This is a genomic window from Pseudomonas sp. PGPR40 (assembly GCF_022014505.1).
Taxonomy (GTDB): domain Bacteria; phylum Pseudomonadota; class Gammaproteobacteria; order Pseudomonadales; family Pseudomonadaceae; genus Aquipseudomonas.
This window is the reverse complement of the sequence record NZ_JAKLSP010000009.1, coordinates 32,760-58,669: the sequence shown is the minus strand read 5'-3', so window position 1 is coordinate 58,669 and position 25,910 is coordinate 32,760. Positions and strand designations below refer to the sequence as shown.

The 25,910-nt window shown below is 56.7% G+C and carries 30 protein-coding genes and 1 pseudogene; 11 read left to right on the top strand and 20 right to left on the bottom strand.

Going from position 1 to position 25,910, the window contains the following annotated elements; genetic code table 11:
- Positions 1–149: 149 nt before the first annotated feature.
- Positions 150–455 carry a PepSY domain-containing protein gene (locus tag MEB48_RS10055; RefSeq protein WP_237884126.1) on the bottom strand — a complete coding sequence of 102 codons (306 nt, stop codon included), beginning with the start codon at positions 453–455 and terminating at the stop codon, positions 150–152.
- 158 nt (positions 456–613) lie between these two features.
- Here MEB48_RS10055 and MEB48_RS10050 point away from each other — a divergent pair, with 158 nt between their 5' ends.
- The gene (locus MEB48_RS10050) at positions 614–1,501 is read left to right on the top strand and encodes a sterol desaturase family protein (protein ID WP_237884125.1); all 888 of its coding nucleotides are present in this window, start codon (positions 614–616) and stop codon (positions 1,499–1,501) included.
- Between the two features lies 1 nt (position 1,502).
- Here the strand turns inward: MEB48_RS10050 and MEB48_RS10045 are convergent, their stop codons facing one another.
- Together MEB48_RS10045 and MEB48_RS10040 are read right to left on the bottom strand one after the other, a co-directional pair.
- On the bottom strand, positions 1,503–2,186 hold the full coding sequence (locus tag MEB48_RS10045) for a helix-turn-helix transcriptional regulator (RefSeq protein WP_237884124.1): 684 nt from the start codon (positions 2,184–2,186) through the stop codon (positions 1,503–1,505).
- Complete coding sequence (locus MEB48_RS10040; RefSeq protein ID WP_237884123.1) at positions 2,187–3,314, bottom strand: glycerophosphodiester phosphodiesterase; 1,128 nt, start codon at positions 3,312–3,314, stop codon at positions 2,187–2,189.
- A gap of 236 nt (positions 3,315–3,550) precedes the next feature.
- On the opposite strand from MEB48_RS10040, the gene MEB48_RS10035 reads away from it, so the two are divergent.
- Positions 3,551–3,877 carry a DUF2025 family protein gene (locus MEB48_RS10035; RefSeq protein ID WP_237884122.1) on the top strand — a complete coding sequence of 109 codons (327 nt, stop codon included), beginning with the start codon at positions 3,551–3,553 and terminating at the stop codon, positions 3,875–3,877.
- Positions 3,878–4,022: 145 nt separating this feature from the next.
- Here MEB48_RS10035 and MEB48_RS10030 read toward each other — a convergent pair whose 3' ends face one another.
- Together MEB48_RS10030 and MEB48_RS10025 are read right to left on the bottom strand one after the other, a co-directional pair.
- Positions 4,023–4,346 carry an antibiotic biosynthesis monooxygenase family protein gene (locus MEB48_RS10030; RefSeq protein WP_237884121.1) on the bottom strand — a complete coding sequence of 108 codons (324 nt, stop codon included), beginning with the start codon at positions 4,344–4,346 and terminating at the stop codon, positions 4,023–4,025.
- The gene (locus MEB48_RS10025; RefSeq protein ID WP_237884120.1) at positions 4,343–5,050 is read right to left on the bottom strand and encodes a CTP synthase C-terminal region-related (seleno)protein; all 708 of its coding nucleotides are present in this window, start codon (positions 5,048–5,050) and stop codon (positions 4,343–4,345) included. The genes MEB48_RS10030 and MEB48_RS10025 overlap by 4 nt, the downstream gene beginning before the upstream one ends.
- Positions 5,051–5,065: 15 nt before the next feature.
- Between MEB48_RS10025 and MEB48_RS10020 the strand changes: the two genes are divergently transcribed.
- Positions 5,066–6,007: a LysR family transcriptional regulator gene (locus MEB48_RS10020; protein WP_237884119.1), complete on the top strand. Its 942-nt coding sequence runs from the start codon at positions 5,066–5,068 to the stop codon at positions 6,005–6,007.
- Between the two features lie 6 nt (positions 6,008–6,013).
- Here the strand turns inward: MEB48_RS10020 and MEB48_RS10015 are convergent, their stop codons facing one another.
- Together MEB48_RS10015 and MEB48_RS10010 are read right to left on the bottom strand one after the other, a co-directional pair.
- On the bottom strand, positions 6,014–6,559 hold the full coding sequence (locus MEB48_RS10015) for a DUF1003 domain-containing protein (protein WP_237884118.1): 546 nt from the start codon (positions 6,557–6,559) through the stop codon (positions 6,014–6,016).
- Between the two features lie 141 nt (positions 6,560–6,700).
- On the bottom strand, positions 6,701–7,309 hold the full coding sequence (locus MEB48_RS10010; RefSeq protein ID WP_237884117.1) for a TetR/AcrR family transcriptional regulator: 609 nt from the start codon (positions 7,307–7,309) through the stop codon (positions 6,701–6,703).
- 214 nt (positions 7,310–7,523) lie between these two features.
- Here MEB48_RS10010 and MEB48_RS10005 point away from each other — a divergent pair, with 214 nt between their 5' ends.
- A complete protein-coding gene (locus tag MEB48_RS10005; protein ID WP_237884115.1) occupies positions 7,524–8,582 on the top strand; it encodes an MBL fold metallo-hydrolase in 1,059 nt (352 codons plus the stop codon).
- 47 nt (positions 8,583–8,629) lie between these two features.
- Here the strand turns inward: MEB48_RS10005 and MEB48_RS10000 are convergent, their stop codons facing one another.
- The gene (locus MEB48_RS10000) at positions 8,630–8,890 is read right to left on the bottom strand and encodes an XRE family transcriptional regulator (protein ID WP_237884113.1); all 261 of its coding nucleotides are present in this window, start codon (positions 8,888–8,890) and stop codon (positions 8,630–8,632) included.
- An 11-nt stretch (positions 8,891–8,901) separates the two neighbouring features.
- On the bottom strand, positions 8,902–9,219 hold the full coding sequence (locus MEB48_RS09995; protein ID WP_237884111.1) for a helix-turn-helix domain-containing protein: 318 nt from the start codon (positions 9,217–9,219) through the stop codon (positions 8,902–8,904).
- Between the two features lie 276 nt (positions 9,220–9,495).
- Between MEB48_RS09995 and bglX the strand changes: the two genes are divergently transcribed.
- Positions 9,496–11,787, top strand: coding sequence for a beta-glucosidase BglX (bglX, locus tag MEB48_RS09990; protein WP_237884109.1), 2,292 nt, complete (start codon positions 9,496–9,498; stop codon positions 11,785–11,787).
- A gap of 119 nt (positions 11,788–11,906) precedes the next feature.
- Here bglX and MEB48_RS09985 read toward each other — a convergent pair whose 3' ends face one another.
- Positions 11,907–12,674 (bottom strand): AraC family transcriptional regulator, encoded by a 768-nt coding sequence (locus tag MEB48_RS09985; protein WP_237884107.1) that lies wholly within the window; start codon positions 12,672–12,674, stop codon positions 11,907–11,909.
- 258 nt (positions 12,675–12,932) lie between these two features.
- On the opposite strand from MEB48_RS09985, the gene MEB48_RS09980 reads away from it, so the two are divergent.
- From MEB48_RS09980 to MEB48_RS09970, 3 genes are all read left to right on the top strand, one after another.
- The gene (locus MEB48_RS09980; protein ID WP_237884106.1) at positions 12,933–13,751 is read left to right on the top strand and encodes a sulfite exporter TauE/SafE family protein; all 819 of its coding nucleotides are present in this window, start codon (positions 12,933–12,935) and stop codon (positions 13,749–13,751) included.
- 71 nt (positions 13,752–13,822) lie between these two features.
- Positions 13,823–14,185, top strand: coding sequence for a hypothetical protein (locus MEB48_RS09975; protein WP_237884104.1), 363 nt, complete (start codon positions 13,823–13,825; stop codon positions 14,183–14,185).
- Positions 14,186–14,218: 33 nt separating this feature from the next.
- Entirely contained in the window at positions 14,219–14,908 is a 690-nt protein-coding gene (locus tag MEB48_RS09970) for a DUF6933 domain-containing protein (protein ID WP_237884102.1), read from the top strand.
- 102 nt (positions 14,909–15,010) lie between these two features.
- On the opposite strand, the gene MEB48_RS09965 is transcribed toward MEB48_RS09970, so the two are convergent.
- Positions 15,011–16,000 (bottom strand): hypothetical protein, encoded by a 990-nt coding sequence (locus tag MEB48_RS09965; RefSeq protein ID WP_237884100.1) that lies wholly within the window; start codon positions 15,998–16,000, stop codon positions 15,011–15,013.
- Positions 16,001–16,199: 199 nt separating this feature from the next.
- Between MEB48_RS09965 and MEB48_RS09960 the strand changes: the two genes are divergently transcribed.
- Positions 16,200–16,445: a type II toxin-antitoxin system Phd/YefM family antitoxin gene (locus tag MEB48_RS09960; RefSeq protein ID WP_237884098.1), complete on the top strand. Its 246-nt coding sequence runs from the start codon at positions 16,200–16,202 to the stop codon at positions 16,443–16,445.
- A gap of 132 nt (positions 16,446–16,577) precedes the next feature.
- On the opposite strand, the pseudogene MEB48_RS09955 reads toward MEB48_RS09960, so the two are convergent.
- The 8 genes and pseudogenes from MEB48_RS09955 to MEB48_RS09920 form a co-directional block, all read right to left on the bottom strand.
- Positions 16,578–16,697 (bottom strand): annotated as a pseudogene (locus MEB48_RS09955) (HNH endonuclease); the annotation flags it as partial.
- Positions 16,698–16,703: 6 nt separating this feature from the next.
- Positions 16,704–17,024, bottom strand: a complete 321-nt coding sequence (locus MEB48_RS09950) for a helix-turn-helix domain-containing protein (protein WP_046062559.1) — start codon at positions 17,022–17,024, stop codon at positions 16,704–16,706.
- Positions 17,002–17,373 carry a type II toxin-antitoxin system RelE/ParE family toxin gene (locus MEB48_RS09945; protein ID WP_237884096.1) on the bottom strand — a complete coding sequence of 124 codons (372 nt, stop codon included), beginning with the start codon at positions 17,371–17,373 and terminating at the stop codon, positions 17,002–17,004. The genes MEB48_RS09950 and MEB48_RS09945 overlap by 23 nt, the downstream gene beginning before the upstream one ends.
- A gap of 172 nt (positions 17,374–17,545) precedes the next feature.
- Positions 17,546–18,259, bottom strand: a complete 714-nt coding sequence (locus tag MEB48_RS09940; RefSeq protein ID WP_237884094.1) for an HNH endonuclease — start codon at positions 18,257–18,259, stop codon at positions 17,546–17,548.
- Positions 18,260–18,350: 91 nt separating this feature from the next.
- Entirely contained in the window at positions 18,351–18,911 is a 561-nt protein-coding gene (locus tag MEB48_RS09935) for a BRO-N domain-containing protein (protein ID WP_237884093.1), read from the bottom strand.
- A gap of 407 nt (positions 18,912–19,318) precedes the next feature.
- Positions 19,319–20,569, bottom strand: a complete 1,251-nt coding sequence (locus MEB48_RS09930) for a ribonucleotide-diphosphate reductase subunit beta (RefSeq protein ID WP_007934889.1) — start codon at positions 20,567–20,569, stop codon at positions 19,319–19,321.
- A 670-nt stretch (positions 20,570–21,239) separates the two neighbouring features.
- Positions 21,240–21,512: a hypothetical protein gene (locus MEB48_RS09925; protein WP_237884090.1), complete on the bottom strand. Its 273-nt coding sequence runs from the start codon at positions 21,510–21,512 to the stop codon at positions 21,240–21,242.
- A 187-nt stretch (positions 21,513–21,699) separates the two neighbouring features.
- Positions 21,700–21,963 carry a DUF2790 domain-containing protein gene (locus MEB48_RS09920; protein WP_237884088.1) on the bottom strand — a complete coding sequence of 88 codons (264 nt, stop codon included), beginning with the start codon at positions 21,961–21,963 and terminating at the stop codon, positions 21,700–21,702.
- A 417-nt stretch (positions 21,964–22,380) separates the two neighbouring features.
- Between MEB48_RS09920 and acs the strand changes: the two genes are divergently transcribed.
- Positions 22,381–24,336: an acetate--CoA ligase gene (acs, locus tag MEB48_RS09915; RefSeq protein ID WP_237884086.1), complete on the top strand. Its 1,956-nt coding sequence runs from the start codon at positions 22,381–22,383 to the stop codon at positions 24,334–24,336.
- Positions 24,337–24,716: 380 nt separating this feature from the next.
- On the opposite strand, the gene MEB48_RS09910 is transcribed toward acs, so the two are convergent.
- Entirely contained in the window at positions 24,717–25,016 is a 300-nt protein-coding gene (locus tag MEB48_RS09910) for a hypothetical protein (protein ID WP_237884084.1), read from the bottom strand.
- A 36-nt stretch (positions 25,017–25,052) separates the two neighbouring features.
- On the opposite strand from MEB48_RS09910, the gene MEB48_RS09905 reads away from it, so the two are divergent.
- Positions 25,053–25,826 carry an ABC transporter substrate-binding protein gene (locus tag MEB48_RS09905; protein WP_237884082.1) on the top strand — a complete coding sequence of 258 codons (774 nt, stop codon included), beginning with the start codon at positions 25,053–25,055 and terminating at the stop codon, positions 25,824–25,826.
- Positions 25,827–25,910: the final 84 nt, after the last annotated feature.

The window sequence follows — 25,910 nt, the reverse complement described above, 5'->3', positions numbered from 1 at the left end:
CTCTGCTTCAACATGCCGAATGGTTTTGAGGGATTCTAGCGGGCTTGTGAGAAATGGCGCGACTTCGTTCGTCGCTTCAGTGAATGGCCTGACGCCGAACGCAAAAAAGCCGCACGACCGGAAAGTCGTGCGGCTTTTTGGCAGTTGAATCACGTGTCTTGTTTGTTGCTCAGAACCTTGCCGGTGGTGGCATCGAGATCCACGTCCCACTCAGTGCCGTCAGCCATCCGCAGTTCGACTTCATATTCGTAACCGTTGAAGTGGTTATCCAGGTCGGTATCGGTAATCGTGGCACCCGGGTGCAACTTCAAGGCAGCCTGGTTCAGTTCTTCCAGGGGTTTGATCTTGCCACTCTTGACCAACTCAGGGATTTGGTCGACGCGTACGTCAGCCTGGGCCAGGCCAGCAGTGAGGGTCAGGGCAGCGGCGGTGAACAGGGCCGTTAAGGTTTTCATGAAGTTCTTTCCTTGGATGAGCTGTTTAAGTGGGATCAGGTTAAACAGCGCAACTTAATTCACCCTTAAAAAGCGTTTCGGGCTTCGATTGCGCCGTTTGTTCAATTCCGTTATCCCGGCAACCTCTCATGCTGCGACCTCTATCAATGGAGGTGGTGATGAAATTCATTTTTGCGCGGATCTATGGGCCAATATTCTGGGGCGGATTCATCGGGGTCGGCCTTTGGCTAACAGGCGTTGCCGGGTTAGGGGTGGGATGGCTGTTGCCGGTGTTTCTCGCAGCGCTAGCCATGTCGTTTCTGGCCGAATGGGCTTTACCCTATGAGACGTGCTGGAATCGCTCGGCCGGTGATCGCACACGAGACATCGTTCACGGGCTGGTCAATGAGGCGTTGAATGCCCTCGGTCTGCTGGCGTTACCGGGTCTGGTGGCGCTGCTGTCGTTCGACGGTGCATGGCCAAAGGGGTGGCCATTGTGGTTGCAACTGGCGCTGGCGATGTTCATCGCCGACGCCGGCCTCAGCCTGATGCACTACGCCAGCCACCGCGTGCGATGGTTGTGGCGGCTGCATGCGGTGCATCACAGCGTTCAACGGCTGTACGGCTTCAATGGCTTGATGAAACATCCGTTGCATCAACTGCTGGAGGCCTCCGCGGGGCTGTTGCCTTTGTTGCTGCTGGGCATCCCGCTGGACGTAGCGGCACTGCTGGCATTTGCCATCGCCATCCAGTTGCTGCTGCAACACTCCAATGTCGATATGCAGCTGGGGTACTTGCGCTGGATATTCGCCTGGGCGCCGGTGCATCGCTTTCATCACATGAAATATGGACAGGCCGGCGACGTGAATTTTGCCTTGTTCTTCAACCTGTGGGACTGGCTGCTGGGGACCGGGTTTTACACAGTGGATTATGAAATCCGTCAGGGCGACCTGGGCATCGGCAGCCGACCAGACTTCCCTAGGGACTACGTAGCGCAACTGCTGGACCCGTTCGGGTCGGTGTCGTTGAGCAAAGAACCCGCTGTACCTGAGCCGTTGCGGCGCTGAATCAACTCAATAGACGCAAATCGATGTGTTGCAACGCTTGGCGAGCGCTCACGCCGAAGAGCTTTTTCAGGCTCCGGGAGAAGTGCGCAGAATCGGCAAACCCGGCTTCGTGTGCGGCGTCAGTCACGGCGCTGCCGGCCAGGATCAGCACCATCGACAGCCGTAGTCGCCGCCATAGCACCAGCCTGCGCACAGGCAGGCCGAGGTGGCTGGCGAACAACCGTTGCAATTGACTCAAGGACAGGTGCGCCTCGGCGGCCAATGCGCTTGCCGGCACCTTGGTCGTCAGCAACCCGTCGAGGGTGGACAAGGCGCGCTCGATCCGAGGATCACCAAGGGATCGGCGTGGACAATGGCGAACGGCGTGGTCGAGGCTTTCCAGGGACAATGCGGCCTTGAAGACGACGTTGCTCAGCGCCTGGGCGTCGAATATCAGTGGTTCTGCATAGACCGTGAACACCGGATCCGGCGACTCGACAATGGAGTGGCAGATTTGAGAGGGGATGAACAGGCGATGGGCCGTTTGGTTCACGCCGTCGAGACTGACGGTGACCGGTCGATCCGGGGCCAGGATCAGTTGATGGGCGTAATGGGCATGGGGCGCAGTGCGCCCCAGCTTTCCGTGGATCAGACCATAGTCACGCCCTAACCACAGGTGGCCTGTCCACTCGGTATTTTGCGTCACTCAGTAACCGTTGTTCTGCAACAACTGTGCAACGCTCGCCGCCGCCGGACGCTTATAGAATTTCAGCAGTTCGCTGGCGCGGTTGGTGAAGATGCCATCGACGCCGGCATCCGCCACTTTTTGATAATCCACGGCATCGTCGATGGTGTAGACATGCACCAGCAGGCCCTGGTCGTGGGTGTACTGGTTCATCCACGGTTGCACCAGGTCCGAATAGCTCTGATCGCCACCCTTGGTCAGTGCGGCCGAAGGCCCGGTACCGATAGCGCCCTGGGCCTTGGCGTACTCGACCCATTGCTGGAATTCGGCTTTGTCTTTTGGCTCCTGTTTGGCGTAGTAACTCGCTTTGTCCTTGTCACCAGACTCGGCGAACGTCACTTTGGATTTCGGTTCGATGCTGCCTTCACCCACCCATAGCAGCAGGATTTTCGGCACTTTCGGCATTTCCTTCTCAAGCAGTTCGAGGCTGCTCTTCTCGAAGGTTTGCAGTACGACTTTGCCTTTGCCCTGACCGACCGCCAGATTGCTCTTCGCCAGTTTTGAGCCGGTCGGACTTAGCCAGCCGCGGTCCTGCAATTTATCCTTGAGGTCACGCTCGATGCCGGGGAACTGCTTTGGCTCTTTGGTTTCGATGTACAGGCCCGGCTTGTGCAGCGGGTTGCCTTGGGCAATGTCGATGATTTCGTCCAGGGTCAGGATCTTCAGACCGGCATAGCCCGGACGCGCGCGGTCCGGGTAAGCACTGTTGAACCAGCTACCGGCATCCAGGGTTTTGAGTTCGGCGATAGTGAATTCGTTGGCCAGGCTGTCCTTGCGCTCAGGGAATTTAGTCGCGACGTCGGTGGTGCGTTGCAGGTTGTTGTCGTGCAGGGCGATTAGCACGCCATCCTTGCTGCGCTGCAGGTCCAGTTCCAGATAGTCGGCACCCAGATCGCGAGCCAGTTTGTAGGCCGCGGCGGTGGATTCCGGTGCATCGAAGGACGCGCCACGGTGGGCGATCACTGCCGGGTGCGGCATGCCCAGACGGGTCGCCAATGCGGTGGGGCTTGGCTCGCTGGTGGCCTGTGCCTGGCCGAGGCCGAGCATCAGGCTCAGCAGCAGCGCGCTCTTGGTGAAGGTGACAGGCATGGTCGAAGTCCTTTTGCGATGGGTTTTCAAAGACGTATCTTTTAACAACTGAGCGCCGCTTGCGCTATCGCCAGACCGACATAAACGTGTTGAAAGAAGAATTTTTTCAGCGCTTTTGTGCGGTTCTTTGCAGTACTCTTGGCCCGGCAGTTTCCCCGGCAGAGGGAAACCCGTTCGCTTGCCCTGCGTGTAAACCATCGATCACCGGTCCTTTGCGACCTTTTGTGAGGCTTACCGTGCGCATCACTTCCCAGCTCATTTGCCAGGCCGCCGACCAACTCAAAGGCTTCGTCGGCCTCAATCGAAAGACCGGCCAGTACATCGTGCGCTTCAGCGAAGACTCGTTCGGCATGGACGTGGCTGATGACGGCATCATCCCCACCAGTGAATTCGTCTGGGCACCCGGCCCCGAGCAGACCATGACGCTCAAGCGCGAACTGATCCAGTTGCTGCTGGACCAGAACATCGACGACCGGATCAACATCACCGAACCGTTGCGGGTGTACATGAATCGACGGGACGTGCCGCAGATTACGGCGGTGAGGAGTTTGGTGCGGGGTTGAGGGTTTTGTACTGGCTGTCAGGGCCTCTTCGCGAGCAAGCCCGCTCCCACAATGGATCTCCTGTGTACACAAAATCCGTGAACGACCGAGATCAAATGTGGGAGCGGGCTTGCTCGCGAAGGCGATTGAAAGAACACCACATCATTTACTGTTTGAACGCATACGCCCGCTCAACCCTGCACACCCGCGTATGACACGCCGAATACCAGGTCGACCGCCCGCGCTCGCGAATAGCGCTGTGCTCGGGATGGTGTTTCCAGGCCAGGATCGCCGCTTCGCTGGCCCAGTAAGACACCGTAATCCCAAGCCCATCCGCCCCCCGAGCCGATTCCACACCAAGAAAGCCGGGTTGCTCCCGGGCCAGTTCCACCATGCGTTCGGCGGCTTGTTCGTAACCGTGATCGCCGTCGGTGCGCAGCGAAGTGAAAATCACTGCGTAATAAGGCGTTACAGGTGTCTGGGCGATCATGATTTTTGTCTCGCGCAAGCCTCGATCAACGCCTGGACCAACGGCGGCAGAATACCCTTGAGCACGGCGCGTTCCGGTTGGAACAACGTCGCGACAAAGAACGGATGATCGCTTAGCTCCACCGCCCGCAGATCCCCCGCCGAATCGTGGCCAACCGCGTGCAACTGTTGTTTCAGTAACTCCCGTTCAAACTCATGATTCACACCATAACGGCAGCGATATCCCTCGCGAATCGCAGCGCTTTCATACGCCTTGGCGATCAACGAGCCTTCAACCAAATGAATGCTGTCGACGGCTTCCACCAGCGTACAGGTCAACGGCGTGAGTAATGCCCGCGCCGCGTCGGGCGAGGTCTCGCCGTGTTCGGCATCGACCCAGCCCAGAACATTGCGGGCGAATTCGATTACCGCGTGCTGAAAACCGCCGCAAGTGCCAAGGAAAGGTCGCTGCCGTTCACGGGCAAAACGGATCGCCCGTAATGCGCCGTCCATGTAGCGATAAGGGCTGGCAGGCACGCACCAGAAACCATCGAAGTCATCCAGTGACGTCTCGGCGTTGATGGTGTCGGTGGCCAACCATTGAAACTGTATGTCCTTGCCTGAGTGTTCGGCGGCCATGCCGAGGGCGACGGGAATGGCTTGGTGGGCGGTGACCTGTGGGTCGTAATCGCCAATCAGGGCGATGCGGATGGCGCTGGTTTCCATGAGTGATCTCGACGCTTGTTGATTCCTGGCACCCACTATAGATTGGCGTTCACGCAATCAATATTGGCATTACCCCAAGTGATCAATGCATCGACGCACTATCGACTGGACTACCCGGACCTGTCCCTGATCCTCGCCCTGGTGCGCGGCGGCTCTCTGGCCCGGGCCTCGGCGTTGTTGAAGGTGGATGTGTCGACGGTGTTTCGCGCCGTCCGCCGACTGGAAGCCGCGCTGGGCCAGCAACTGTTCGAAAAGAGCCGCACCGGTTACCTGCCGACCACACTGGCGCAGACCCTGGCGGAGCAGGCTGAGCGGGCGGAGCAAGCGCTGGAGGCGGCGCGCATTGGCGTGGAGCAGGGCGGTGAAGTCATCAGCGGTACTGTGCGCCTGACCTGCACCGATTCAGTCTTGCAAAGTTTGTTGTTGCCGGCGCTGGCGCAGTTCATGCCGTCTTACCCGGCGCTGACCATTGAACTCTGCACCTCCAACGATTTCGCCAACCTCAGCCGTCGCGATGCCGACATCGCGTTGCGGCTGACCCGCACACCGCCCGAGCATCTGGTTGGCCGGCGTCTGGCCGATATTTCCTACCGGGTCTGTGCCAGCGCGGCCTATCTGCAATCGGTTGATTCCCACGACCTGGCTGCATTGACCTGGATTGCCCCCGACGACTTCCTGCCCGATCACCCCACCGTCGCCTGGCGCCGTCAGCAGTTGCCTGGCGTGACGCCGAGCTATCGATGCAACAGCATGTTGTCGGTGACCGAGTTGGTGCGGGCCGGGCTAGGCGTCGCGGCGTTGCCTGACTTCCTCATCGGTGACGGACTGCAACCATTGACCGAGTCCTTGCACGGTTACGACACCGCACTGTGGTTGCTGACTCGCCCGGACTGCCGCGCATTGCGCTCGGTGGTGACGTTGTTCGATGAGTTGGGGCGGACGCTGAAGTTGCCTTGAGTCGGATCACGCCTTCGGCGGCTCTTTGCCTACGAAGTGTTGATGCATTTCCGAGGTCAGGCTTTCGATGCGTTCGGTCAAGGTCTTGGTGATTTCGGTGAGCCGGGTGTTTTGTTCCAGCAGTTCCAATAGTTGCGCGGTGTGTCGCGCGGCTTGGGCCTGACGATCGCTGTTGGCCACGGCCAAGGCTTCACGATGTCGCGCATCGGCGTCTGACTGGGCTTTGTCCCGTGCCGCTTGACGCGTCTGGGCCAGCAGAATCAGTGGTGCGGCATAGGCCGCTTGCAGGCTGAACGCCAGGTTGAGCAGGATGAACGGGTACACATCGAAATCGGTCACGCCGGACAGGTTCAGGCAAATCCAGACCAGCACAATCAGGGTCTGGGCGCCGAGAAAAGTCGGCGTGCCGAAGAACCGCGCAAAGGCCTCGGCGCGCAGGGCAAAACGGTCGGTACCGAAAGTAGGTGCCAGATGAGCGTGAGGGCGATGGAAGCGCAGGTGATCGACGGGGCCGGTGAGTTCGGTTTCGGTTTCGCGGGTCGGGGTGCTCATGGTGCTCTCTACATGGCCGCTGGGACTGAGGCTCACTATAGCTCCGGCGCCAGTTTCATCCTGAAACACATTTCGGTGTTTCTACTCAGAGCGATCAATCAGCGATAAAACCGCGGACATTGTCATTTTTTGCAGCTTGATTCAGAGCTCATAACAGGCCAGAAACATGTCTAGTGCCGACTCGACGACGGTGTGCTGCATCTCGGGCGACAAGCCTGGCTGGCCCATGGAGATCTGTGGCCAGAAGGCAAAGGACTTGAGCAATCCCTGGACCTGTTGTGCGGCGAACTCGGGTGCGACAGGTTTCAATAGCCCATCGGCCTGGGCAGCGCGAATCCACACAGTCAGGCCTTCTTCGCGTTCGCCCATTCGGGCGACCATGTTTTGTGCGCGCTCTGGAGAATGGATGGTGGCGGCGATCGCCACCCGCGCCAGATCGAGAAAGTTGTCATCGGCCAGCATCTGCAGTTTCGCCTGCAACATCAGGCGCAACTGATCGCGCAAGGGCAGGTCAGGGCGGTAGGCCGTTTCCTGTTCAGCCGTCACACGCGCCCACAATTGATTGAGAATTTCGGCGAACAACTCTTCCTTGCTCGGAAAGTGGTTGTACACCGTGCGCTTCGACACGCCAGCGGTAGCGGCGATCTTGTCCATGCTGGTGATGTCGAAACCGTTGGCACGGAATTCGGCAATCGCCGCCTGAATGATGGCTTCGCGTTTACGGTCAGTGAGGCGCTGGGAGGCTGTCATAAATACGCTTAGGCAGGAAGAAGTGGATAACTACACTTGGTAGTTTACTTGTGATCGGCTTTGATGCAACCTTGGAACTACACTGTGCAGTGTAATGTTTTGTTAATCCTGCCCGGTAAAAAATAGAATCTGCGGCTAATGCGTGCATGCCTTGGCCATCTATCGTCCCAAGCAAGAAATCGCTAATGAGCGGTTTTTCTGGAGTCATTCCGTCATGGCCACTTCAACGTCCCCTGCGAATAGCGCCTCAACGCCCGAAGCGTCTCGACAGGCTCAAGGGCAGTACCGAAATCATGTGCCGGTGCAGCGTGAAGGCTTTCGCAAAACCTTGCGCATCATTTGGAACATGATCTTCCATAAACCACGCGACACCCGTCCATCCACTCCCGTCCCAGTGGAAACTCTGACCCAGGCTGCGTTGATCGCCGCGCCCAACCACAGCGTCTATCGCCTGGGTCATTCCACCGTGCTGCTGAAACTGCAGGACAAGTTCTGGATCACCGACCCGGTCTTCGCCGAGCGTGCCTCGCCGGTGCAATGGGCCGGCCCCAAGCGTTTCCATCAGCCGCCAATCAGCCTCGAAAACTTGCCGCCGATTGAAGCGGTAATCCTGTCCCACGATCATTACGACCACCTCGATTATCAGGCCGTCCTGAAACTGGCGGACAAGACCCGCTACTTCCTCACCCCGCTGGGCGTGGGTGACACGCTGATCAAGTGGGGCATCGATGCCAGCAAAGTGCGCCAACTGGATTGGTGGCAGGGCACCGAGGTCGATGGCGTTCAATTTGTCGCCACACCTTCGCAGCACTTTTCCGGCCGTGGCCTGTTCGACGGCAACAGCACCCTTTGGGCGTCGTGGGTGATGATCGACGGCGACACGCGGATCTTCTTCAGTGGCGACAGCGGCTACTTCGACGGCTTCAAACGCATCGGCGAACAGTACGGTCCGTTCGATTTGACGCTCATGGAAACCGGCGCCTACAACGTCGAGTGGCCGCATGTTCACATGCAGCCCGAGCAAACCCTGCAAGCGCACATAGACCTTAAAGGGCGCTGGCTGCTGCCAATCCACAACGGCACCTTCGACCTGTCGATGCACGCCTGGTACGAACCTTTCGACCGTATTTTGGCGTTGGCCTGGGAGCGGAACGTGTCGATCACCACACCGCAGATGGGCGAGGCGTTCAATGTGATGCATCCGCAGCGTGGTCGTGCCTGGTGGCTGGAGTTGGAAGGTGTCACCGATCCGATGGCGCCTCAGAACGCTTGATGTTGTGCTGCCGGGCCGCGTGAGAGCGGCCCGAGTTCTGAACCCGTCTATCTGCGTTCATCCACTAGCAGGTTTAGATATTCCGAGATCTTTGCCACGGTCAAATCGCGAAATTTTCCACTCAGTATTTCGTCCAGTTCTTCCCGAGACAGTCCGAGCCTTTGCGCAGCCTCGGTCTTGCTCAGCCGACCGGTATGGAGGAGCAGGCCAATCTTCATGACGTGTTCGGCTTTGGCCCGCCTCTCACCCGCCTCGGGACAGCCCGGCGCCTCATAACCGCAGCTGTTGCTTCCATCGATTTCATTCATCTGCTGACACCTCACTCAACCATCGCATAATCCGCCCGCCCCACTGGATCCGGTGTCGACCCTTTCACATTCATCCCTCTGCCCGGTGCAAACCCCGGGAAGAACACCAATCCTTGCGACTCAAACCGATACGCCAACGCCAGCCGGGTGACATCCAGCACATCGCGTTCCGCCTCGAAACGCTGAATGGCGTCAACGGAAACCCCGGACTCCTCGGATAACTCTTCGACACTCCAGCCCAGCATCGCTCGGGCCTGGGCGCAGTGGGCGGGGGTGAACTGGAAGAGAGCGATACGTTCCAGGGTAATTTTCATCGCAAGATTGGCCATGGTGTTCTCCGGGCTCGAGAGTGCTGATTCAAAATATACTGTGTTTTTGTACAGTTGTTTTGATCCCGGATCAATCTCATTTTTTTGATTGATTACACTTTTCAGTCAGGCAGGAGCTTGGGAGCGACTACGCTGTTTCTATGCGGGACCCTGAAAGCTCAAGGCTTTCAACTCCCCTCAGCAGCAACGATTGAACGTCAGCTTTCTGATTTTCAATATAAGGAAAGGTGACGTTTATGACGCAGTTCGTCACAGCGTTATGCGGGGAAGGGAATCATGAATAGACTACGTCTGCTATGTGCCCTGATCGGTTTTACCAGTCTGCCCGTCGTGGCTGATATGGCATCGTTAAGCAAAGAGGCCTTTGTCAGCAACCTGATAAATCAGATGACCCTGGAGGAAAAAATCGGCCAACTGCGGCTGATCGCTATTGATGAAAAGATGACGCCCGAAAAAATACGCGAAGAGATCGCCGCCGGGCGAATTGGAGGTACGTACGGCTCTGTGAGCCGCTATGTAAACCGACCCATGCAGGATGCCGCTCAACAAAGCCGCCTGAAAATACCGATGTTTTTCGGCTGGGACGTGATACATGGTCATCGAACCATTTTTCCCATAGGCCTGGCGTTGGCCTCCAGTTGGGACATTGGCGCTATCGAGTTAAGCGGTCGAACAGCGGCGAAAGAAGCCAGCGCGGACGGTATCGATTTGACCTTCGCCCCGATGATAGATATCGCCCGGGATCCTCGCTGGGGGCGCACCTCCGAAGGCTTTGGCGAAGACACCTACCTGGTTTCGCGCATTGCCAAAGCGATGGTCCAGGCCTACCAGGGCGCAAGCCCGAATGCACCCGACAGCATCATGGCCAGCGCCAAACACTTTGCCTTGTACGGGGCTGTCGAGGGAGGGCGCGACTACAACAGCGTCGACATGGGGTTGGCCAGGATGTACCAGGACTACCTGCCACCTTATCGTTCGGCGATTGAAGGTGGTGCGGGCGCGATGATGGTGGCGCTTAACTCGATCAATGGCGTGCCAGCCGCTTCCAATGCATGGTTGATGCAAGACCTGCTTCGCAAGGCATGGGGCTTCAAGGGACTGGTCATCAGCGACCATAACGGGATCAACGATCTGGTTCAGCATGGTGTTGCGAAGAATCACCGCGAAGCGGCCAGGCTCGCGATCAGAGCCGGCGTTGCTATGAGCATGAACGACTTCTCCTACGGTCCGGAGCTACCGGGGCTGCTTGAATCTGGCGCTGTTTCCCAAAGCAATATCGATAACGCGGTGCGGGAAGTGCTGGGGGCCAAGTACGACATGGGCCTGTTCGAAGACCCTTACCGGCGCATCGGCGTTGCCAGTGAAGACCCCGTCGATAACAATGCCGAAAACCGTCTGCACAGAGCGCAAGCCCGTGAGGTGGCACGCAAGACATTGGTCCTGCTGAAGAATGAAAACAGGCTCTTGCCGCTAAAAAAAGAGGGCGTGATTGCGCTCATCGGTCCGTTGGCAAAAAGTACCGTCGACATCATGGGCAGTTGGTCGGCAAGCGGCGTGCCCGCGCAATCGGTGACGATCTACGACGGATTGAAAAACGCGATGAACCAGGGCTCGCTGATCTATGCCCGAGGCGCCAATCTCGAGGAGGATCAGGAGGTCGTTAAATACCTGGAATACCAGGGCGTTTCCGTAATCGCGAACGACCCTCGCCCGGCAGCAGAAATGATTGACGAAGCGGTCAAGGCTGCACAGCAAGCCGATGTCGTGATTGCCGTAGTGGGCGAGCCCCGCAGCATGTCTCATGAAGCGGCCAGTCGAACCAGCCTCGATCTGCCAGGGCGCCAGAGTGAATTGATTACCGCCCTGAAAACCACCGGCAAGCCACTGGTACTGGTATTGATGAACGGCCGGCCACTGTCCATCGGCAGGGAGCATAAACAGGCCGATGCGATTCTGGAAACCTGGTACAGCGGCTCCGAGGGAGGCAACGCCGTTGCCGATGTGTTGTTCGGTGACTACAACCCGTCCGGCAAATTACCCATCACCTTTCCACGCTCCGTGGGGCAGATTCCGAACTACTACAGCCACTTGAACACCGGTCGTCCCTACATAGCGGGTGCACTTCGCAACTACACGTCGCAATATTTCGATCAATCCCATGGGCCGCTTTATCCCTTCGGTTACGGGCTGAGTTATACCGACTTCAGCCTGACCGACATGGCCCTGTCTTCGGCCACGCTGAGCAAGACCGACAATCTCGTCGCCAGCGTCATGGTGAAGAATATCGGCCAGCGCGACGGCGAAACGGTGGTTCAGCTGTATATCCGCGATGTCGTTGGCTCTGTCAGCCGTCCGGTCAAAGAACTGAAGAACTTTCAAAAAATCATGCTCAAGGCCGGCGAGGAGAAAGCGGTCCATTTCAGCATTAACGAGAACGACTTGAAGTTCTTCAACGCCCAGTTGGAACACGTCGCCGAACCGGGCGAGTTCCGGGTGCAGATCGGTCTGGATTCCCAGGATGTGAAGGAGCAGAGTTTTGAGTTGCTATCAGAACAAGGCAGTGGCTAAGACCCTGTAGGAGCGAGGCTTGCCCGCGAAGAACGATGACGCGTAATACCTGATAAACCGCGGTGCATTCTTCGCGGGCAAGCCTCGCTCCTACAGGTTCTGCGCTTGCCGCGAGCTTGCTATTTCGCCCCCGCCAACCAAACGGACGGCGCCTGCCCCAGCACCCGACGAAACATCGTCGAGAACGCCGCCGGGCTGTCATAACCAAAATCCAGCGCAATCCGCGTCACCGGCGTGCCCACCGCCAGCCGCGCCAAGGCCAGCACCACACAAGCCCGCTGCCGCCATTGGCTGAAACTCAGGCCAGTCTGTTGGCGGAACAAACGATTGAATGTACGCAAACTGATATGCAACTGATCGGCCCATTGTTGCGGCGATTGATGAGCGTTCGGTTGCCGGAGAAACGTCTGACACAACCCAAGCAGCCGCGAATCCAGAGGCAACGGAATATGCAACGGCAAGTGAGCGCTGCGCGCCAGTTCATGCAGCAACAAGTCGATCAGCACACCGTCGCGCCCGGCCTCGTCGTACTCCAGCGCAACTTCCACCGCCTCCATCAGCAAATGCCGCATCAACGGCGAAACACTGATCACCTGACAGCGATTGCCCAAATCAACCGCCCCCGGTTCGATGTACAAGCTGCGAGTGCTCACCCCCAGCATCAACACCTCATGCGCCACCCCCGGCGGAATCCACACCGCCCGTTGCGGCGGCACCACCCAATTGCCGTCGTGCGTACTCACCTGCATCACCCCGGTGGCGCCGTACAACAACTGCGCCCGCCGATGGGTATGGCGCGGCAACAGACGACCGTCGGGGTAATCCGTACCGATAGCCACCACCGGCCGTGGCGTATCGTCCAGCAGATCAATCGAAACGTTGCGCATCAAGCGGCATCCAGCGGTTGGCGTAAACGCAAACATTATTGGCTGACTTGCTGAAGCAGGCCAAGCCCTAATACCAGTAGGTTAAGTAAGCACAATCCATGTGGGAGCGGCGGTGCGACGATTCGACTTGCTCGCGAAGACGTCGGCACAGTCAACATTGATGTCGCCTGACACACCGCTTTCGCGAGCAAGTCGAATCGTCGCACCGCCGCTCCCACATGGATTGTTCTTTCACTCTCATCCCACGGACGATGCGCGATGTTCTTCTACCTCTTGCTGGCACTCTTCGGCTGCATGACCGGCATCACCGCCGTGCTGTTCGGCTTCGGCGGCGGATTCGTCGTCGTGCCCTTGCTGTATCACATGCTCATGGTCGGCCACCGTGCCGACGATCCCATCGGCCAATCGGCGATGCACATCGCCGTAGCCACCTCGACCTGCGTGATGATCGTCAACGCCCTGATCGCCACCGGAAAACATCACCGCGCCGGTCATCTCATTCGCCATTACGTATGGCCATTGGGCGGGTTCATCGGCCTGGGCGCAATCGTCGGAGCCGTTGCCGCGATGTGGGCGAGTGGCGAGTTGATCCGTTTTGCCTTCATCACCTACCTCGGTGTGACGATTCTGGACTGCCTGTTCCGACGCGGTTTTCTCACACAGTCCGACGCCGTAATCCCACGGCGATTGGGCAGGGCAGAAGTGTCTGGGGGCGGTGTAGGCATCGGCGCCATCGCCACGTTTCTCGGCGTGGGCGGCAGCGTCATGACCGTGCCGTTGTTACGGCGTTGTGGGCTGAGCATGTCTAAGGCGACATCCATGGCCAATCCGTTGAGCTTACCGGTTGCGGTAGCCGGGACGCTGACTTACATGGCCATGGCGGGGTTTGCCGAGTTTGATCTGGGGCCGTGGTTTGTTGGGTATGTGGATGTATTGGCGTTTGCTGTGCTGACTGCCGGATCGATGATAGGCATCCGGCTGGCCACACCGTGGATCGGGCGGATACCGGATCGGGTGCATGCTTGGGTATATATTGGTTTGCTGGTTTTGGTGATGCTGAGTATGTGCGTCAAGTGAGGTTGGAATCAGTCGGCTTATTCGCAAGAATAGGCCTTCGCACTGTTCAAGATTTCACGCAGGAGAATGTCATGCCGATCCTCGAAAGCGACTGGAAGAAATTCAAGGAACTGCGCAAGATTGCGCTCGATCGTTTCTGCCTGGGTGTTCTCGCCGATGCCGAAACCATCGCCCAACACAGTGCGCTATCGCCTCACGCCCGGTATGGAATGCTCTACCGCCTCACCCGTGATCGGGACAAAGACATCGTTCAGACCTTCGACCTATATAGCCGCTCCAGTGCGCTCAGAGCGTTGAGATGGATGGTCAAGCACGACTTGTTGACCGACGCGGAGCTATCGGTTCTCAGCGAAGAAGCACGTGAGGAAATTGCCGATGTTGTTCGTCAACCTTATGAGCTTGAGTGGGTTGAAGAGATTGAGCGACCGGACTGAGCGGCACAACCCTATTAATCAAAGGACCAAAGGATGCTGATCTTCAACTGCACCGAAGCGGCCAGCAACTTCTTCAGTCGCGTGCACAAGGGTAAAAAAATCAGCCCAGTGGACAAACCGCCGTCGCCCACCATTGAGGACGATGAGCAAGGTGAGTTCACCGAACAGTGGCTAGTCCACGCCATCACCGTCCAACGCAAGCACGTGTTATTCGTCATCCATGTGCAAACCCGTTACTGCATGATCTTCGCCGACGCTAAAAAGGCTGACGTCGAGGGTTTTGTTCATCGGTTTTCTGATCGCTGGATCTACGGCTTGATGCGCCACGCAGGGCAGAACGACATCCTGCAGTGGGTTAACGATGAGCCGATGATGGAGCGTTTCCAGGAAAACTGTCGCCAGTACATGTTTTACAAGCGGGGTCATCGCGGTGCGCAAAAGCACATCGAGCAAATCGCCTGGATCTTTGAGGATTACGCCGCAGAGTGGGGTTGTTTACCGCCAGACGAAATCGTCGCTGGCCGCTTCGACGCACAAATGAACGACACCGTGAGAAGTAACAAAGGCGTCAAAGGTTATTACATGCCGGATGAGGAAATGATGGCTCACTGGTTACGCCAATACTGCGGCCTCAACGAGTCCGGCATTCAGGCTGCACGTGATCGGCGTAAAGAGGTGAAGCAGGAAATTCGGGAGTTGGAGAGCCGGCTACGGGAAGGTTGAAACTTGAATATCCAGCAAATGCCCGCGATGCGGCGATCTGGGGCCTTTCTATAATCGCTCTATAATTGCCTATAAAATTTTACCTAGGGCTTGCCAGATCGATTACCTCAGCACCAACCCCGGCGCTTCACGAATAATGAAGTGATCCAGGTTCTCGATATTGGCACTGAACACCCCGAACGTCTGTTCGGGGTTTTTCTTGCTAGGCACCTGCTTCAACTCCGGCGTCACCCCATAAAAGAAACAATACAACTGCGCCTCACTGTCGATGGCATGCTTGATCTCTTCCAGAAACGCTTTGCGCTTGCGGTAGTTGTCGATCAGCTTCTTGCTCAGGTAAACGTTCACCGAGTAAGGCTTCTTCTTCGCCTCGTCCGGTTGCTTGAACCAGACTTTCTGTTCGAAATCGATGCGAAAGCTCTGCGTGTAATCCTTGATCTCCTTGATCTTGCCCCAGTAAATCAGCCCCTTGTTGTCCTGCAGATATTCAATCTTCTTGAAGAACGACCCATAAGGCGCCGAGTGCTCGCCAATCTTCAGCGGCATGCGCTTGAGCAGCTCCTTGTCCTCGTAGTTCGACACAAAACACTCCACCGGATGGGCGAAGACACTGGTCTTGTCCGGCGCCGACTCCCTTGTCGGGTGCTCGACCTCACTGGCCGCTGAAGTTGGTTTTGGGTCATCCCGCATGACATCCGCCGCCACCGCCGGGTTGGACGGCTTACGCACATACTCACGCCGAGTCAGCAACAACTCCGACGGGAAATGCTCCTCCCGACCGTCATCCGATTCCGCACCATCCGCCTCCAGCCCCGACGCCGACGTTTTCAGGCTGACATAAGGACAACCCTCGACATGCCGCGTGCTGGGGATGTTCTTGAAGTGCGGCGTACGCACGTAATTCACGTTCTTGGCGTTGAACGTTCCCAACACGTTGGCTGTGTCAAACGCCGAACGGCAGGCATCGTTGGGGCACTGGAAATGCTCCTTGGCGGAATCGAACTCCATCGTCTCGTCGAAATTCAAATCGCGCACGTCATAGATCGACAGTTTGTCGTCGAGGCTGAGGCAGTAGGCGAGGTCGAATTTCATGGCGGGCTCGGGTCCTTGAGTGGGGAAGGGTATTAATAGCGGGTAGCATGAGATGGCGCACCTGTTGATTCAAGCGGTGGGCCGCGTTGATCGTTGGACAGGGCTTGAAACGCCATTTTTGACAGACGGTCAGCTCGATACCTTGCCTATCGAAAATCTCAGGCTTTAGCTAGCTTGGCTAACTCTGTGGAGGTGCCATATGACTGAACGGGTACAAGTAAACATGCACGAAGCAAAATCCCAGCTCTCTCAACTTGCTGAGCGTGCATGGCGTGGCGATGCGGTTGTGATCGTCAAGGATGGCAAGCCTTATCTGGATCTGCTGCCTCATGTCGAGAGATCTCGGGCGCGTAAGCCTGGACGGTCGAAGGGGAAGATTCGGATGTCTGCGGATTTTGACAAGACCCCTGACGACATCATCGATGGATTTGAGGGCTGCCTATGAGGCGCTTGTGATCGAATGCTGATTACCCACGCTCAGGCGGAAGGGCTGGAATTGGTCACGGCGGACGGGATTATTCCGCAGTATGGCGTACGGGTGGTTTCGGCAGGGTTGTGAGGGGGGCGGGACATTGATGTTTCCAATGCTATCCGACCCTTTCTGAGCCAAATGTTTCACATGATGGACTTCAAGATACGGCAACCCGTCCACCTCGAACGGTGCGTTCTGACCGCAATCTTCGCAGACGCCTTTAGCCAACAGTTAGGCCAGTATTTCGATGCCGTGTTTTTCCACGATGCTGAGCAGTTTAAGGGCCATTCCTCCAGGGCGCTTGTCGCCGGCTTCCCACTGCTTAACTGTCGATGCGCTTGTGTTTAGGTAGCGGGCAAAAACCGGCTGACTGACGTGACTACGCAGACGAATCTTCTTGATCTGAGCTGGCGGGATTTCAGCGGGCACCTCAGCAATGCAGGTCTCGTCGAATTCCCGCATAGTGGCCTTGTCGATAGCGCCGATTTTCAGCAGTGCTTCGGCCGAGCTGTGAATCGACTCGAAGGCCTCACTTTTGAATTTTTTCGCCATTGCATATCTCCACAAATTCTTTTCCGTCCAATAGAAGCTGGACTTGCTCCTTGCTCAAACCTTTATAGGCATCAGCAAGCGTCTTAAACGCGGCCAGTTCCTTTTTAGTGATGTTGTCCTGATCTTTCTTGGCAAACAGGAACTGATACACCCAATAGTCACGGCCTTTGGCAAGAATGATCGAGCGATGACGGTTTTCATTGAGGCGTTTTTTCCAAACTCCTCCGCCCAAATCATCGGCTTGTCCGTTCACGACTTCCTGCACCGCTTCACAGAGATCAGTATCTGTGATCGCTGCTTTCTTTGCTGCAACAGCAAAGGTCTTTGTTTTGAATACCCTCATTGGCATAAGCTTTTCCCTTTGATGCATAAACCTACCACTCAGTGGTACAGGTGTCAAAGGCGCGAATCTCCCGAATAGCGCCGTTTATGTCAAAAGCCTCCGCACCCTGCCAGGCGCGCGACAGGCCCGGGCGAAAGAGTCAGTGAAGATGTCACATAAAAAATCCGCTGCTTGCACATCACTCAGCAACCAGCCGACCAACCTTCTCATACAACGACAAAGTGAACGCCTCTCTGTCACTGGCAAGATGACAACGTCGATGACAGTTCGGACACAGCGCAACGGCATTGGCAATGCTATCCGACCCTTTCTGTGCTAAATGCTTCACATGATGCACTTCAAGAAACGGCAATCCATCCACCTCGAATGGTGCTTTCTGCCCACAACCCTCGCAGATGCCTTTAGCAAGCTCAGCGACCCACGCTCGGACCTTAGGATCCCGAACGTAAGATGTCGTAGTGGTCACGACTTGCTGCGGATTCGAGTTTCCAGATGGCTCGATCTTGAGCCCTTTCTTCTGCAGCTTCGAGGCTCGACTGATCAACGTCTCGTGATTGGAGGTCGGAGCAGATTCCCCCGCCCCAGGCACCACTTTGTTAGTGAGCACCTTGCGGATTCGCTGAGCCACACCCGCCCCGATGTTCTTGGCAGGTATGTAGCCGCTGATTCGCGGCAAATCCATTTGCTCCAGCACTGCCGAGATATTTTGCATGCGGTACTCAACCGACGAGGCACTGCGCTTGCTCAACGGTCCTGCACGCAATAGCTGATTTTCTATCGACTTCTTAAACGCCTGACCGTTTTGCTCGCGGTCGAGCATCTTCAGGTAAGAATCAACCGAAGCCTCAAGCTCTTCGTCACTCCAGCCGCTTTTTTCCTTTGGGGTATCCATACAGTCGCCGAGGGTTGAAAACCCTCGGACGATACTGAGTGGCCATTACACCTGTCTACGAAAATTCCTACAGAAAAGACCGACGCATCGCTCAAGCGATCCTACAGATACACTGTCGTTCTAACCCCGAATGCTTCGACGACTGAAACATCTCTACAACCTTCCGCCACCAAGGCTTAACCACCGGAACCCGCCGCCGCGTGCGATTGAGCAATAGATAAGGCATGTCCCGCAGCCGAATCCAGCCTTCATCCTGCCAATGCAACAGACTCGACGACATCTCCGGCCAATCCAACAAGCTCAACATCGGCCGATCCGCATTTTTCGACTGCCCCGCATCGCGTAAGGCCGGCACCACTTGATGAGTTAACCACTCACGCAATAACCGATTCCCTGGCGCGTAGTGATAGACCAGCAACGCGTAAACACCGGACTCGCTGAGCATCAACCGCTTTTCCGGTTGGCCGTGATACTCAATCAACAGAGTATGCCGCTGATCCTCGTCGAGCTTGCTGACGACACGATCATTCAGATGGAAGCCCATTAAGCGACCCAAATCGCGGGCGCAGAACCATGGCTGGTTTTCCAGAAGGAGGGCGTGAAGGTAGATGTTTTGGCGTGTGAAGACGGTTGGAACGAAGGGGTCAGACATGATCGCTCTCCGAAACGGAGGGAGAACGGAGTGGATTTTTTGTAGGCATAACCATTACCTCTACGCATGAGTTTGGGAAGGCGAGAACCCGACGTAGAGGGACGTAAGAAATCCCAACAAGCAGCTTTCTTCAAACACAGAATTGCGCATGTCTTTGGGACTGCACTTGGTTCTGCGTGAGGACGTCAGCTTCTACGTTGGGTGTTTCTTAGGCACCTGTGATGGAGCTTAGAGATACCTCGCTTGGGCATCAATGTGGAAAGAGCTGTAAGTGCTGTAGGAGTATTGTCGGATCGGCGTAGGGATGATCAAAACGATTATTTCCTTTCAATAAAAAAGCCCCGACCAAGTCAGGGCCTTTCAATTTCGATTCAACTAAAAACCGGCAAATCCAGCTCAGCTAGAAATCAATCCCAGCTCAACGCCCCACCAGTCTGATACTCAATAACCCGCGTCTCAAAGAAATTCTTCTCTTTCTTCAAGTCCATAATCTCGCTCATCCAAGGGAACGGATTCGTAGTCCCCGGATACTCTTCCTTCAACCCAATCTGCGACAAACGACGGTTAGCGATGAACTTCAGATAATCCTCCATCATCGCCGCATTCATGCCCAACACCCCACGAGGCATGGTGTCACGAGCGTATTCAATCTCCAGCTGAGTCCCCTGCAGAATCATCTGGCTCGCTTCTTCCTTCATTTCAGCATCCCACAAATGCGGGTTTTCGATTTTGATCTGGTTGATCACGTCGATGCCGAAGTTCAGGTGCATGGATTCGTCGCGCAGGATGTATTGGAACTGCTCGGCGACGCCGGTCATTTTGTTGCGGCGGCCCATGGAGAGGATTTGGGTGAAGCCGCAGTAGAAGAAGATACCTTCCAGAACGCAGTAGTAGGCGATCAGGTTGCGCAGCAGTTCTTTGTCGGTTTCGACGGTGCCGGTTTCGAACTTCGGATCGGAGATCGAGCGGGTGTATTTCAGTCCCCAGGTGGCTTTTTTCGCGACCGATGGGATCTCGTGGTACATGTTGAAGATTTCGCCTTCATCCATGGCCAGCGATTCGATGCAGTACTGGTAGGCGTGGGTGTGGATCGCCTCTTCGAAGGCCTGGCGCAGGATGTACTGGCGGCATTCCGGGTTGGTGATCAGGCGATACACGGCCAGGACCAGGTTGTTGGCAACCAGGGAGTCGGCGGTGGAGAAGAAGCCGAGGTTGCGCATTACGATGCGGCGCTCGTCGTCGGTCAGGCCTTCCGGGTTTTTCCAGAGGGCGATGTCGGCGGTCATGTTGACTTCTTGCGGCATCCAGTGGTTTGCGCAGCCGTCCAGGTACTTCTGCCATGCCCAGTCGTATTTGAATGGGACGAGCTGGTTGAGGTCGGCGCGGCAGTTGATCATGCGCTTTTCATCGACAGCTACACGGGCGGAGGCGCCTTCCAGTTCGGCGAGGCCTTCGGCGACGTCGAGGGAATCCAGGGCAGCCTTGGCGCGGGCGATCGCGGCGGAGTCCGTCGCGGTCACGGCGCGGGCCTCTTGAGCGGCGGCACCACCGGCGCTGTCGAGGCGGTCCATGTTGGCTTCAGAAGCGTGGCCGGCATTGGCGCCTTTTACAGCGACTTCGCCGTCATCTTCTTTGTCGAATTCGTCCCAGCTCAGCATGACGTGTCGTCTCCTGCGTGAGGGCCAGTTGCCCGTGTGAAAACTGATAGGTTGGTTTTTCACACGGCCTTACTGGCCGCGTTGGATCTAAAGGAAATCGTTTTTTGCAGCGGTACCGTTTTTTGCAGCGGTACGCAGGCAACAAACAGAATTTTGTACGGGTTCCCGAAGCCGCTGATGGGCGCAGAAAACGTGAACCGCTTCTGCGTGGGCTTCAGACTGGCTTTTCACCCCTGTAAGGGAATATTGCAGCCCCGTTTAAGTGCGCATTATAAGGAAATTTTCGGCCCCGTGGTGCGGCGAAATGGCACCCGGAGGGGGCGGCGAGGGGCGTTTTCCGGTTGGAGCGAGGGTTTACAGGGCTTTGGCGGAGGAAGTTTTTTTTTCGTCTGTTTTGGCTGGTTTTTGACGGTGAGGGCTGGGTGGTCGCGTCGTTATGGTCTGTTGTTGTGTTGCAAGTCAGGTGGGACGGGGCTTTCAGGGACGGCGAAGGGGTTTTGTAGGCGGGATTGTGTGCAGTTTTTGACTGAAAATGTTCTTGAAATGGATTGCTCAAGAAACAACCAGAAAATGGCGTTTTTTACTACATGTAGTGGTTTTGGTCGATTTTTAACCGCTCCAGACACAACTACGCCCGACCGAAGTCGGGCTGTGAGGTCGCGTTCAGTTTTTAGCTGAAACGAGCTGCACCTACGTGGTCAGAACCATCGGCAGCGACTTTGGCAGCGCCAGTATGATCAAAGCCGTCAGCAGCAACCTTGGCAGCGCCAGTGCGATCAAAACCATCAGCAGCGAAAGACGCCGAACCAGTATGGTCGTAACCATCAGAAGCGACAGCCCCTTCAGTGAAAGCAGCCGAGCCAGTGCGGTCGTAGCCATCGGCGGCGAAGGTGTTGGCAGCCAGGACGGAAAGGGTCAGGGCGATGATCAATTTGGTTTTCATGGTAGTGGCTCCAGGTGGGTTGGCGTTGTGTGCCTTGGGTGTGGAATTCATACTACGCCAGCTATGTTGATTAAAAAGCGCAAATAATTGCCTTGAATAATCGTATTTATCGATGTATTGCTCAGCGCTTTATCTGTCTTTTAAGGCGGGCGGATGAGTCGAATCTCGGGAAATAAAAGTGGGCGGATCAGCCGTTAGAGCAGCCGTTACCCATGACGCTGTAGCGCAGAATGTGCCGTTGGCCTTTGGAATCGTCGTATTCCATTTTGGCCGGAACAACTTCGCAGACATTTGGGATTTCGCTCATTGATATAACTTTGGCGATGTCCAGGTGGGTGGAGTAGGTGTATTCCTCAATGGCGGGCTGTTGCTGTGCGACATCAGTCGGAACCTCATCTGCCATGGCGGTTGCGCACAGACTGGTGAGGGCCAGAACCAACAAAGCTTTCATTTGAAATTTACCTTTCTGAGGTCGAATGGGGTCGCGCGATCCTTGGGATGGCGTTTGGAGCTTTAATAAAGAGTCTTGGATTAACTGCCTTCGTGGGGGCTGCAACTGGGTTAATCGCGTTGCCTTGTTGGCGAGGTTGATTTTAGGCCTCGGGGTGACGTGCATATAGCCGTGCTTTTGAGAAACACCTTTGGCAGATTTGGTAACAATCGGCGTTTTTCAGGCAGACCGCGTTATCGTTCTTCGCGGGCAAGCCTCGCTCCTACAAGGGGGGCGGCGTTGTATTCGAGACCCTGTTTTGTGCTTGTCACGATATTTTGTAGGGGCTTGTTACTACCATCGTCGAATGGTTCTATAGGCCCCGCCCGGCTACAACTGGGGCCATACAAAAACAACTATTCCACCGAGGTAAGAAAGATGAGTGCGGCTTCTTTGTATCCCGTTCGTCCCGAGGTAGCAGCCAATACGCTGACTGACGAGGCCACCTATAAGGCCATGTACCAGCAGTCGGTCGTCAACCCGGACGGCTTCTGGCGTGAACAAGCCAAGCGCCTCGACTGGATCAAGCCTTTCACCACGGTGAAGCAGACGTCCTTCGACGATCACCATGTCGACATCAAATGGTTCGCCGACGGCACGCTGAACGTTTCCTACAACTGCCTCGACCGTCATCTGGCCGAGCGCGGCGATCAAATCGCGATTATTTGGGAAGGGGATGACCCTGCCGAAAGCCGCAACATCACCTACCGCGAGCTGCATGAAGAAGTCTGCAAGTTCGCCAACGCCTTGCGTGGCCAGGATGTGCACCGCGGCGACGTGGTGACGATCTATATGCCGATGATTCCCGAAGCCGTGGTCGCCATGCTGGCCTGCGCCCGCATCGGCGCAATTCACTCGGTAGTGTTCGGCGGTTTCTCGCCGGAAGCCCTGGCCGGTCGCATCATCGACTGCAAATCCAAAGTAGTGATTACCGCCGACGAAGGCGTTCGTGCCGGCAAGAAGATCCCGCTCAAGGCCAACGTCGATGACGCGCTGACCAACCCGGAAACCAGCAGCATTCAGAAAGTCATCGTGTGCCAGCGCACCGGTGGCGACATCAAGTGGAACCAGCATCGCGACATCTGGTACGAAGACCTGATGAAAGTGGCGGGCACCGTTTGCGCGCCGAAGGAAATGGGCGCCGAAGAAGCGTTGTTCATCCTTTATACCTCCGGCTCCACCGGCAAGCCGAAGGGCGTGCAGCACACCACCGGCGGCTATCTGTTGTACGCGGCGATGACCCACGAGCGCGTGTTCGACTACCGTCCGGGTGAAATCTACTGGTGCACCGCCGACGTCGGCTGGGTCACCGGCCACAGCTACATCGTCTACGGCCCGCTGGCCAACGGCGCGACCACGTTGCTGTTCGAAGGCGTGCCGAACTATCCGGACATCACCCGGGTGGCAAAGGTCGTCGACAAGCACAAGGTCAACATCCTCTACACCGCGCCTACCGCGATCCGCGCGATGATGGCCTCGGGCACCGCCGCTGTGGAAGGCGCCGATGGCAGCAGCCTGCGTCTGCTGGGTTCGGTCGGCGAGCCGATCAACCCGGAAGCCTGGGACTGGTATTACAAGAATGTCGGCAAGTCCCGTTGCCCGATCGTCGATACCTGGTGGCAGACCGAAACCGGCGGCAACATGATGAGCCCGCTGCCCGGCGCTCACGCCCTCAAGCCGGGCTCTGCGGCACGGCCGTTCTTCGGCGTAGTGCCGGCGCTGGTGGACAACCTGGGCAACATCGTCGAAGGCGAGGCCGAGGGTAACCTGGTGATTCTCGATTCGTGGCCAGGCCAGGCGCGTACGTTGTATGGCGACCATGACCGCTTCGTCGACACCTACTTCAAGACCTTCCGTGGCATGTACTTCACCGGCGACGGTGCGCGTCGTGACGCCGATGGTTACTACTGGATCACCGGTCGGGTGGATGACGTGCTTAACGTTTCCGGGCACCGCATGGGTACTGCCGAGATCGAAAGCGCGATGGTCGCTCACCCGAAGGTCGCCGAAGCGGCGGTGGTCGGTGTGCCGCACGACATCAAGGGGCAGGGCATTTATGTCTACGTCACCCTGAATGCTGGCGAAGAGACGAGCGAGCAATTGCGTCTCGAGCTGAAAAACTGGGTGCGTAAAGAGATCGGCCCGATTGCTTCGCCGGACGTGATTCAGTGGGCACCGGGGCTGCCGAAAACCCGTTCGGGCAAGATCATGCGCCGGATTCTGCGCAAGATTGCGACGGCGGAATACGATGGGTTGGGGGATATTTCGACCTTGGCCGATCCGGGTGTGGTGCAGCATTTGATTGATACGCACAAGACCATGAACGTCGCGTAAGTAGCATTCGGAGTCATCGAAGCCCCGCCAGGTGTTGAGCCTGGTGGGGTTTTTTCGTATTGATCGTTCCCATGCTCTGCGTGGGAATGCCGCCATGGACGCTCCGCGTCCGCCGTTGAGGCTGTGACGCAGAGCGTCACGGGATGCATTCCCACGCGGAGCGTTGGAACGATCAGATAGACGCTCGCGTCCGCCGTCAGCGGGAGTGCCAATAATTATCGATGTCCGCCGTAGGCGCTTTCCCACTGTTACCCATCACCCTTCAAGTAACTGAATGTGTAACCGCACGCCCGACAACGAGGCATTGGGAAACGCAAAGCCTCGTTTCAGGGCTTCTCAACCCGGTATGAAAAATAAGACCCCACGCTGTGCTTGCCGGATTAGAAGGGTTTGCCAATAATGGGCCCGCAATTTGCAATATAGATCGGTTCACTGTCTTTTGCTCTTGCATGAAATTGCAAGGCTGTCAACGCGCTCAAGCGGCTTTCTCGGTGCATCTGTAATTTGTTGTCGCATTGAAGAAATATCGGCTTCCGGCCTGTCGTTAGAATGCCGATCACTCGCTCGTCGTTGCCTGCGTTGAAATCAATGTTGAAATCAATGTTGAAATCAGCCCGCGGTTCCCAGGACGCAGCACGGCTTCGCTGTTTAACCCATTCGCATATTGGGCTGTCGCTCACTCTGCCGTTTTTGCCCTTTACCGATGGAGTCCCAAGATGAAGAAACTTGTGCTGCTTGGCGCCCTGGCACTGTCCGTGCTGTCCCTGCCGACCTTCGCTGATGACAAGCCCGTAAAAATCGGTATCGAAGCGGCTTACCCTCCGTTCGCCTCCAAAGCGCCGGACGGCAGCATCGTCGGTTTCGACTACGACATCGGCAATGCCCTGTGCGAAGAGATGAAGGTCAAGTGCGTGTGGGTCGAGCAAGAGTTCGACGGCCTGATCCCGGCACTCAAAGTGCGCAAGATCGACGCGATCCTGTCGTCCATGTCGATCACTGAAGACCGCAAGAAGTCTGTGGACTTCACCAACAAGTACTACAACACCCCGGCTCGCCTGGTCATGAAGGCCGGCACTCAGGTCAGCGACAGCCTGGCTGAGTTGAAGGGCAAGAATATCGGCGTGCAACGTGGTTCGATCCACGAGCGTTTCGCCCGCGAAGTCCTGGCCCCGCTGGGTGCCGAGATCAAGCCTTACGGTTCGCAGAACGAAATCTACCTCGACGTGGCCGCCGGTCGCCTGGACGGCACCGTGGCAGACGCGACCTTGCTGGATGACGGTTTCCTGAAAACCGACGCCGGCAAAGGTTTCGCCTTCGTGGGCCCGGCCTTCACCGACGTCAAATACTTCGGCGACGGCGTAGGTATCGCGGTTCGCAAGGGCGACGCGCTGAAAGACAAGATCAACACCGCGATCGCGGCCATTCGCGAGAACGGCAAATACAAGCAAATCCAGGACAAGTACTTCGCCTTCGATATCTACGGCAAGTAACGTCCCCGCAACACGTGCGAAATGGCGCAAGCAACAGGATCTCTGAGGTTTGCGCCATTTTTTCATCCCAACTTTCGAGGACCT

Bases quoted from the DNA above. Each gene is read 5' to 3' on its own strand.
- MEB48_RS09935 (WP_237884093.1), bottom strand. From the start codon at position 18,911: ATGTCTGACCCCTTCGTTCCAACCGTCTTCACACGCCAAAACATCTAC.
- MEB48_RS10010 (WP_237884117.1), bottom strand. From the start codon at position 7,309: ATGACAGCCTCCCAGCGCCTCACTGACCGTAAACGCGAAGCCATCATT.
- MEB48_RS10005 (WP_237884115.1), top strand. From the start codon at position 7,524: ATGGCCACTTCAACGTCCCCTGCGAATAGCGCCTCAACGCCCGAAGCG.
- bglX (WP_237884109.1), top strand. From the start codon at position 9,496: ATGAATAGACTACGTCTGCTATGTGCCCTGATCGGTTTTACCAGTCTG.
- MEB48_RS09995 (WP_237884111.1), bottom strand. From the start codon at position 9,219: ATGGCCAATCTTGCGATGAAAATTACCCTGGAACGTATCGCTCTCTTC.
- MEB48_RS09965 (WP_237884100.1), bottom strand. From the start codon at position 16,000: ATGAAATTCGACCTCGCCTACTGCCTCAGCCTCGACGACAAACTGTCG.
- MEB48_RS09970 (WP_237884102.1), top strand. From the start codon at position 14,219: ATGCTGATCTTCAACTGCACCGAAGCGGCCAGCAACTTCTTCAGTCGC.
- MEB48_RS10055 (WP_237884126.1), bottom strand. From the start codon at position 455: ATGAAAACCTTAACGGCCCTGTTCACCGCCGCTGCCCTGACCCTCACT.
- acs (WP_237884086.1), top strand. From the start codon at position 22,381: ATGAGTGCGGCTTCTTTGTATCCCGTTCGTCCCGAGGTAGCAGCCAAT.
- MEB48_RS09930 (WP_007934889.1), bottom strand. From the start codon at position 20,569: ATGCTGAGCTGGGACGAATTCGACAAAGAAGATGACGGCGAAGTCGCT.
- MEB48_RS10015 (WP_237884118.1), bottom strand. From the start codon at position 6,559: ATGAGCACCCCGACCCGCGAAACCGAAACCGAACTCACCGGCCCCGTC.
- MEB48_RS09920 (WP_237884088.1), bottom strand. From the start codon at position 21,963: ATGAAAGCTTTGTTGGTTCTGGCCCTCACCAGTCTGTGCGCAACCGCC.
- MEB48_RS10050 (WP_237884125.1), top strand. From the start codon at position 614: ATGAAATTCATTTTTGCGCGGATCTATGGGCCAATATTCTGGGGCGGA.
- MEB48_RS10030 (WP_237884121.1), bottom strand. From the start codon at position 4,346: ATGATCGCCCAGACACCTGTAACGCCTTATTACGCAGTGATTTTCACT.
- MEB48_RS09975 (WP_237884104.1), top strand. From the start codon at position 13,823: ATGCCGATCCTCGAAAGCGACTGGAAGAAATTCAAGGAACTGCGCAAG.
- MEB48_RS09985 (WP_237884107.1), bottom strand. From the start codon at position 12,674: ATGCGCAACGTTTCGATTGATCTGCTGGACGATACGCCACGGCCGGTG.
- MEB48_RS09905 (WP_237884082.1), top strand. From the start codon at position 25,053: ATGAAGAAACTTGTGCTGCTTGGCGCCCTGGCACTGTCCGTGCTGTCC.
- MEB48_RS09940 (WP_237884094.1), bottom strand. From the start codon at position 18,259: ATGGATACCCCAAAGGAAAAAAGCGGCTGGAGTGACGAAGAGCTTGAG.
- MEB48_RS09960 (WP_237884098.1), top strand. From the start codon at position 16,200: ATGACTGAACGGGTACAAGTAAACATGCACGAAGCAAAATCCCAGCTC.
- MEB48_RS10040 (WP_237884123.1), bottom strand. From the start codon at position 3,314: ATGCCTGTCACCTTCACCAAGAGCGCGCTGCTGCTGAGCCTGATGCTC.
- MEB48_RS10025 (WP_237884120.1), bottom strand. From the start codon at position 5,050: ATGGAAACCAGCGCCATCCGCATCGCCCTGATTGGCGATTACGACCCA.
- MEB48_RS09925 (WP_237884090.1), bottom strand. From the start codon at position 21,512: ATGAAAACCAAATTGATCATCGCCCTGACCCTTTCCGTCCTGGCTGCC.
- MEB48_RS10000 (WP_237884113.1), bottom strand. From the start codon at position 8,890: ATGAATGAAATCGATGGAAGCAACAGCTGCGGTTATGAGGCGCCGGGC.
- MEB48_RS09980 (WP_237884106.1), top strand. From the start codon at position 12,933: ATGTTCTTCTACCTCTTGCTGGCACTCTTCGGCTGCATGACCGGCATC.
- MEB48_RS09945 (WP_237884096.1), bottom strand. From the start codon at position 17,373: ATGCCAATGAGGGTATTCAAAACAAAGACCTTTGCTGTTGCAGCAAAG.
- MEB48_RS09950 (WP_046062559.1), bottom strand. From the start codon at position 17,024: ATGGCGAAAAAATTCAAAAGTGAGGCCTTCGAGTCGATTCACAGCTCG.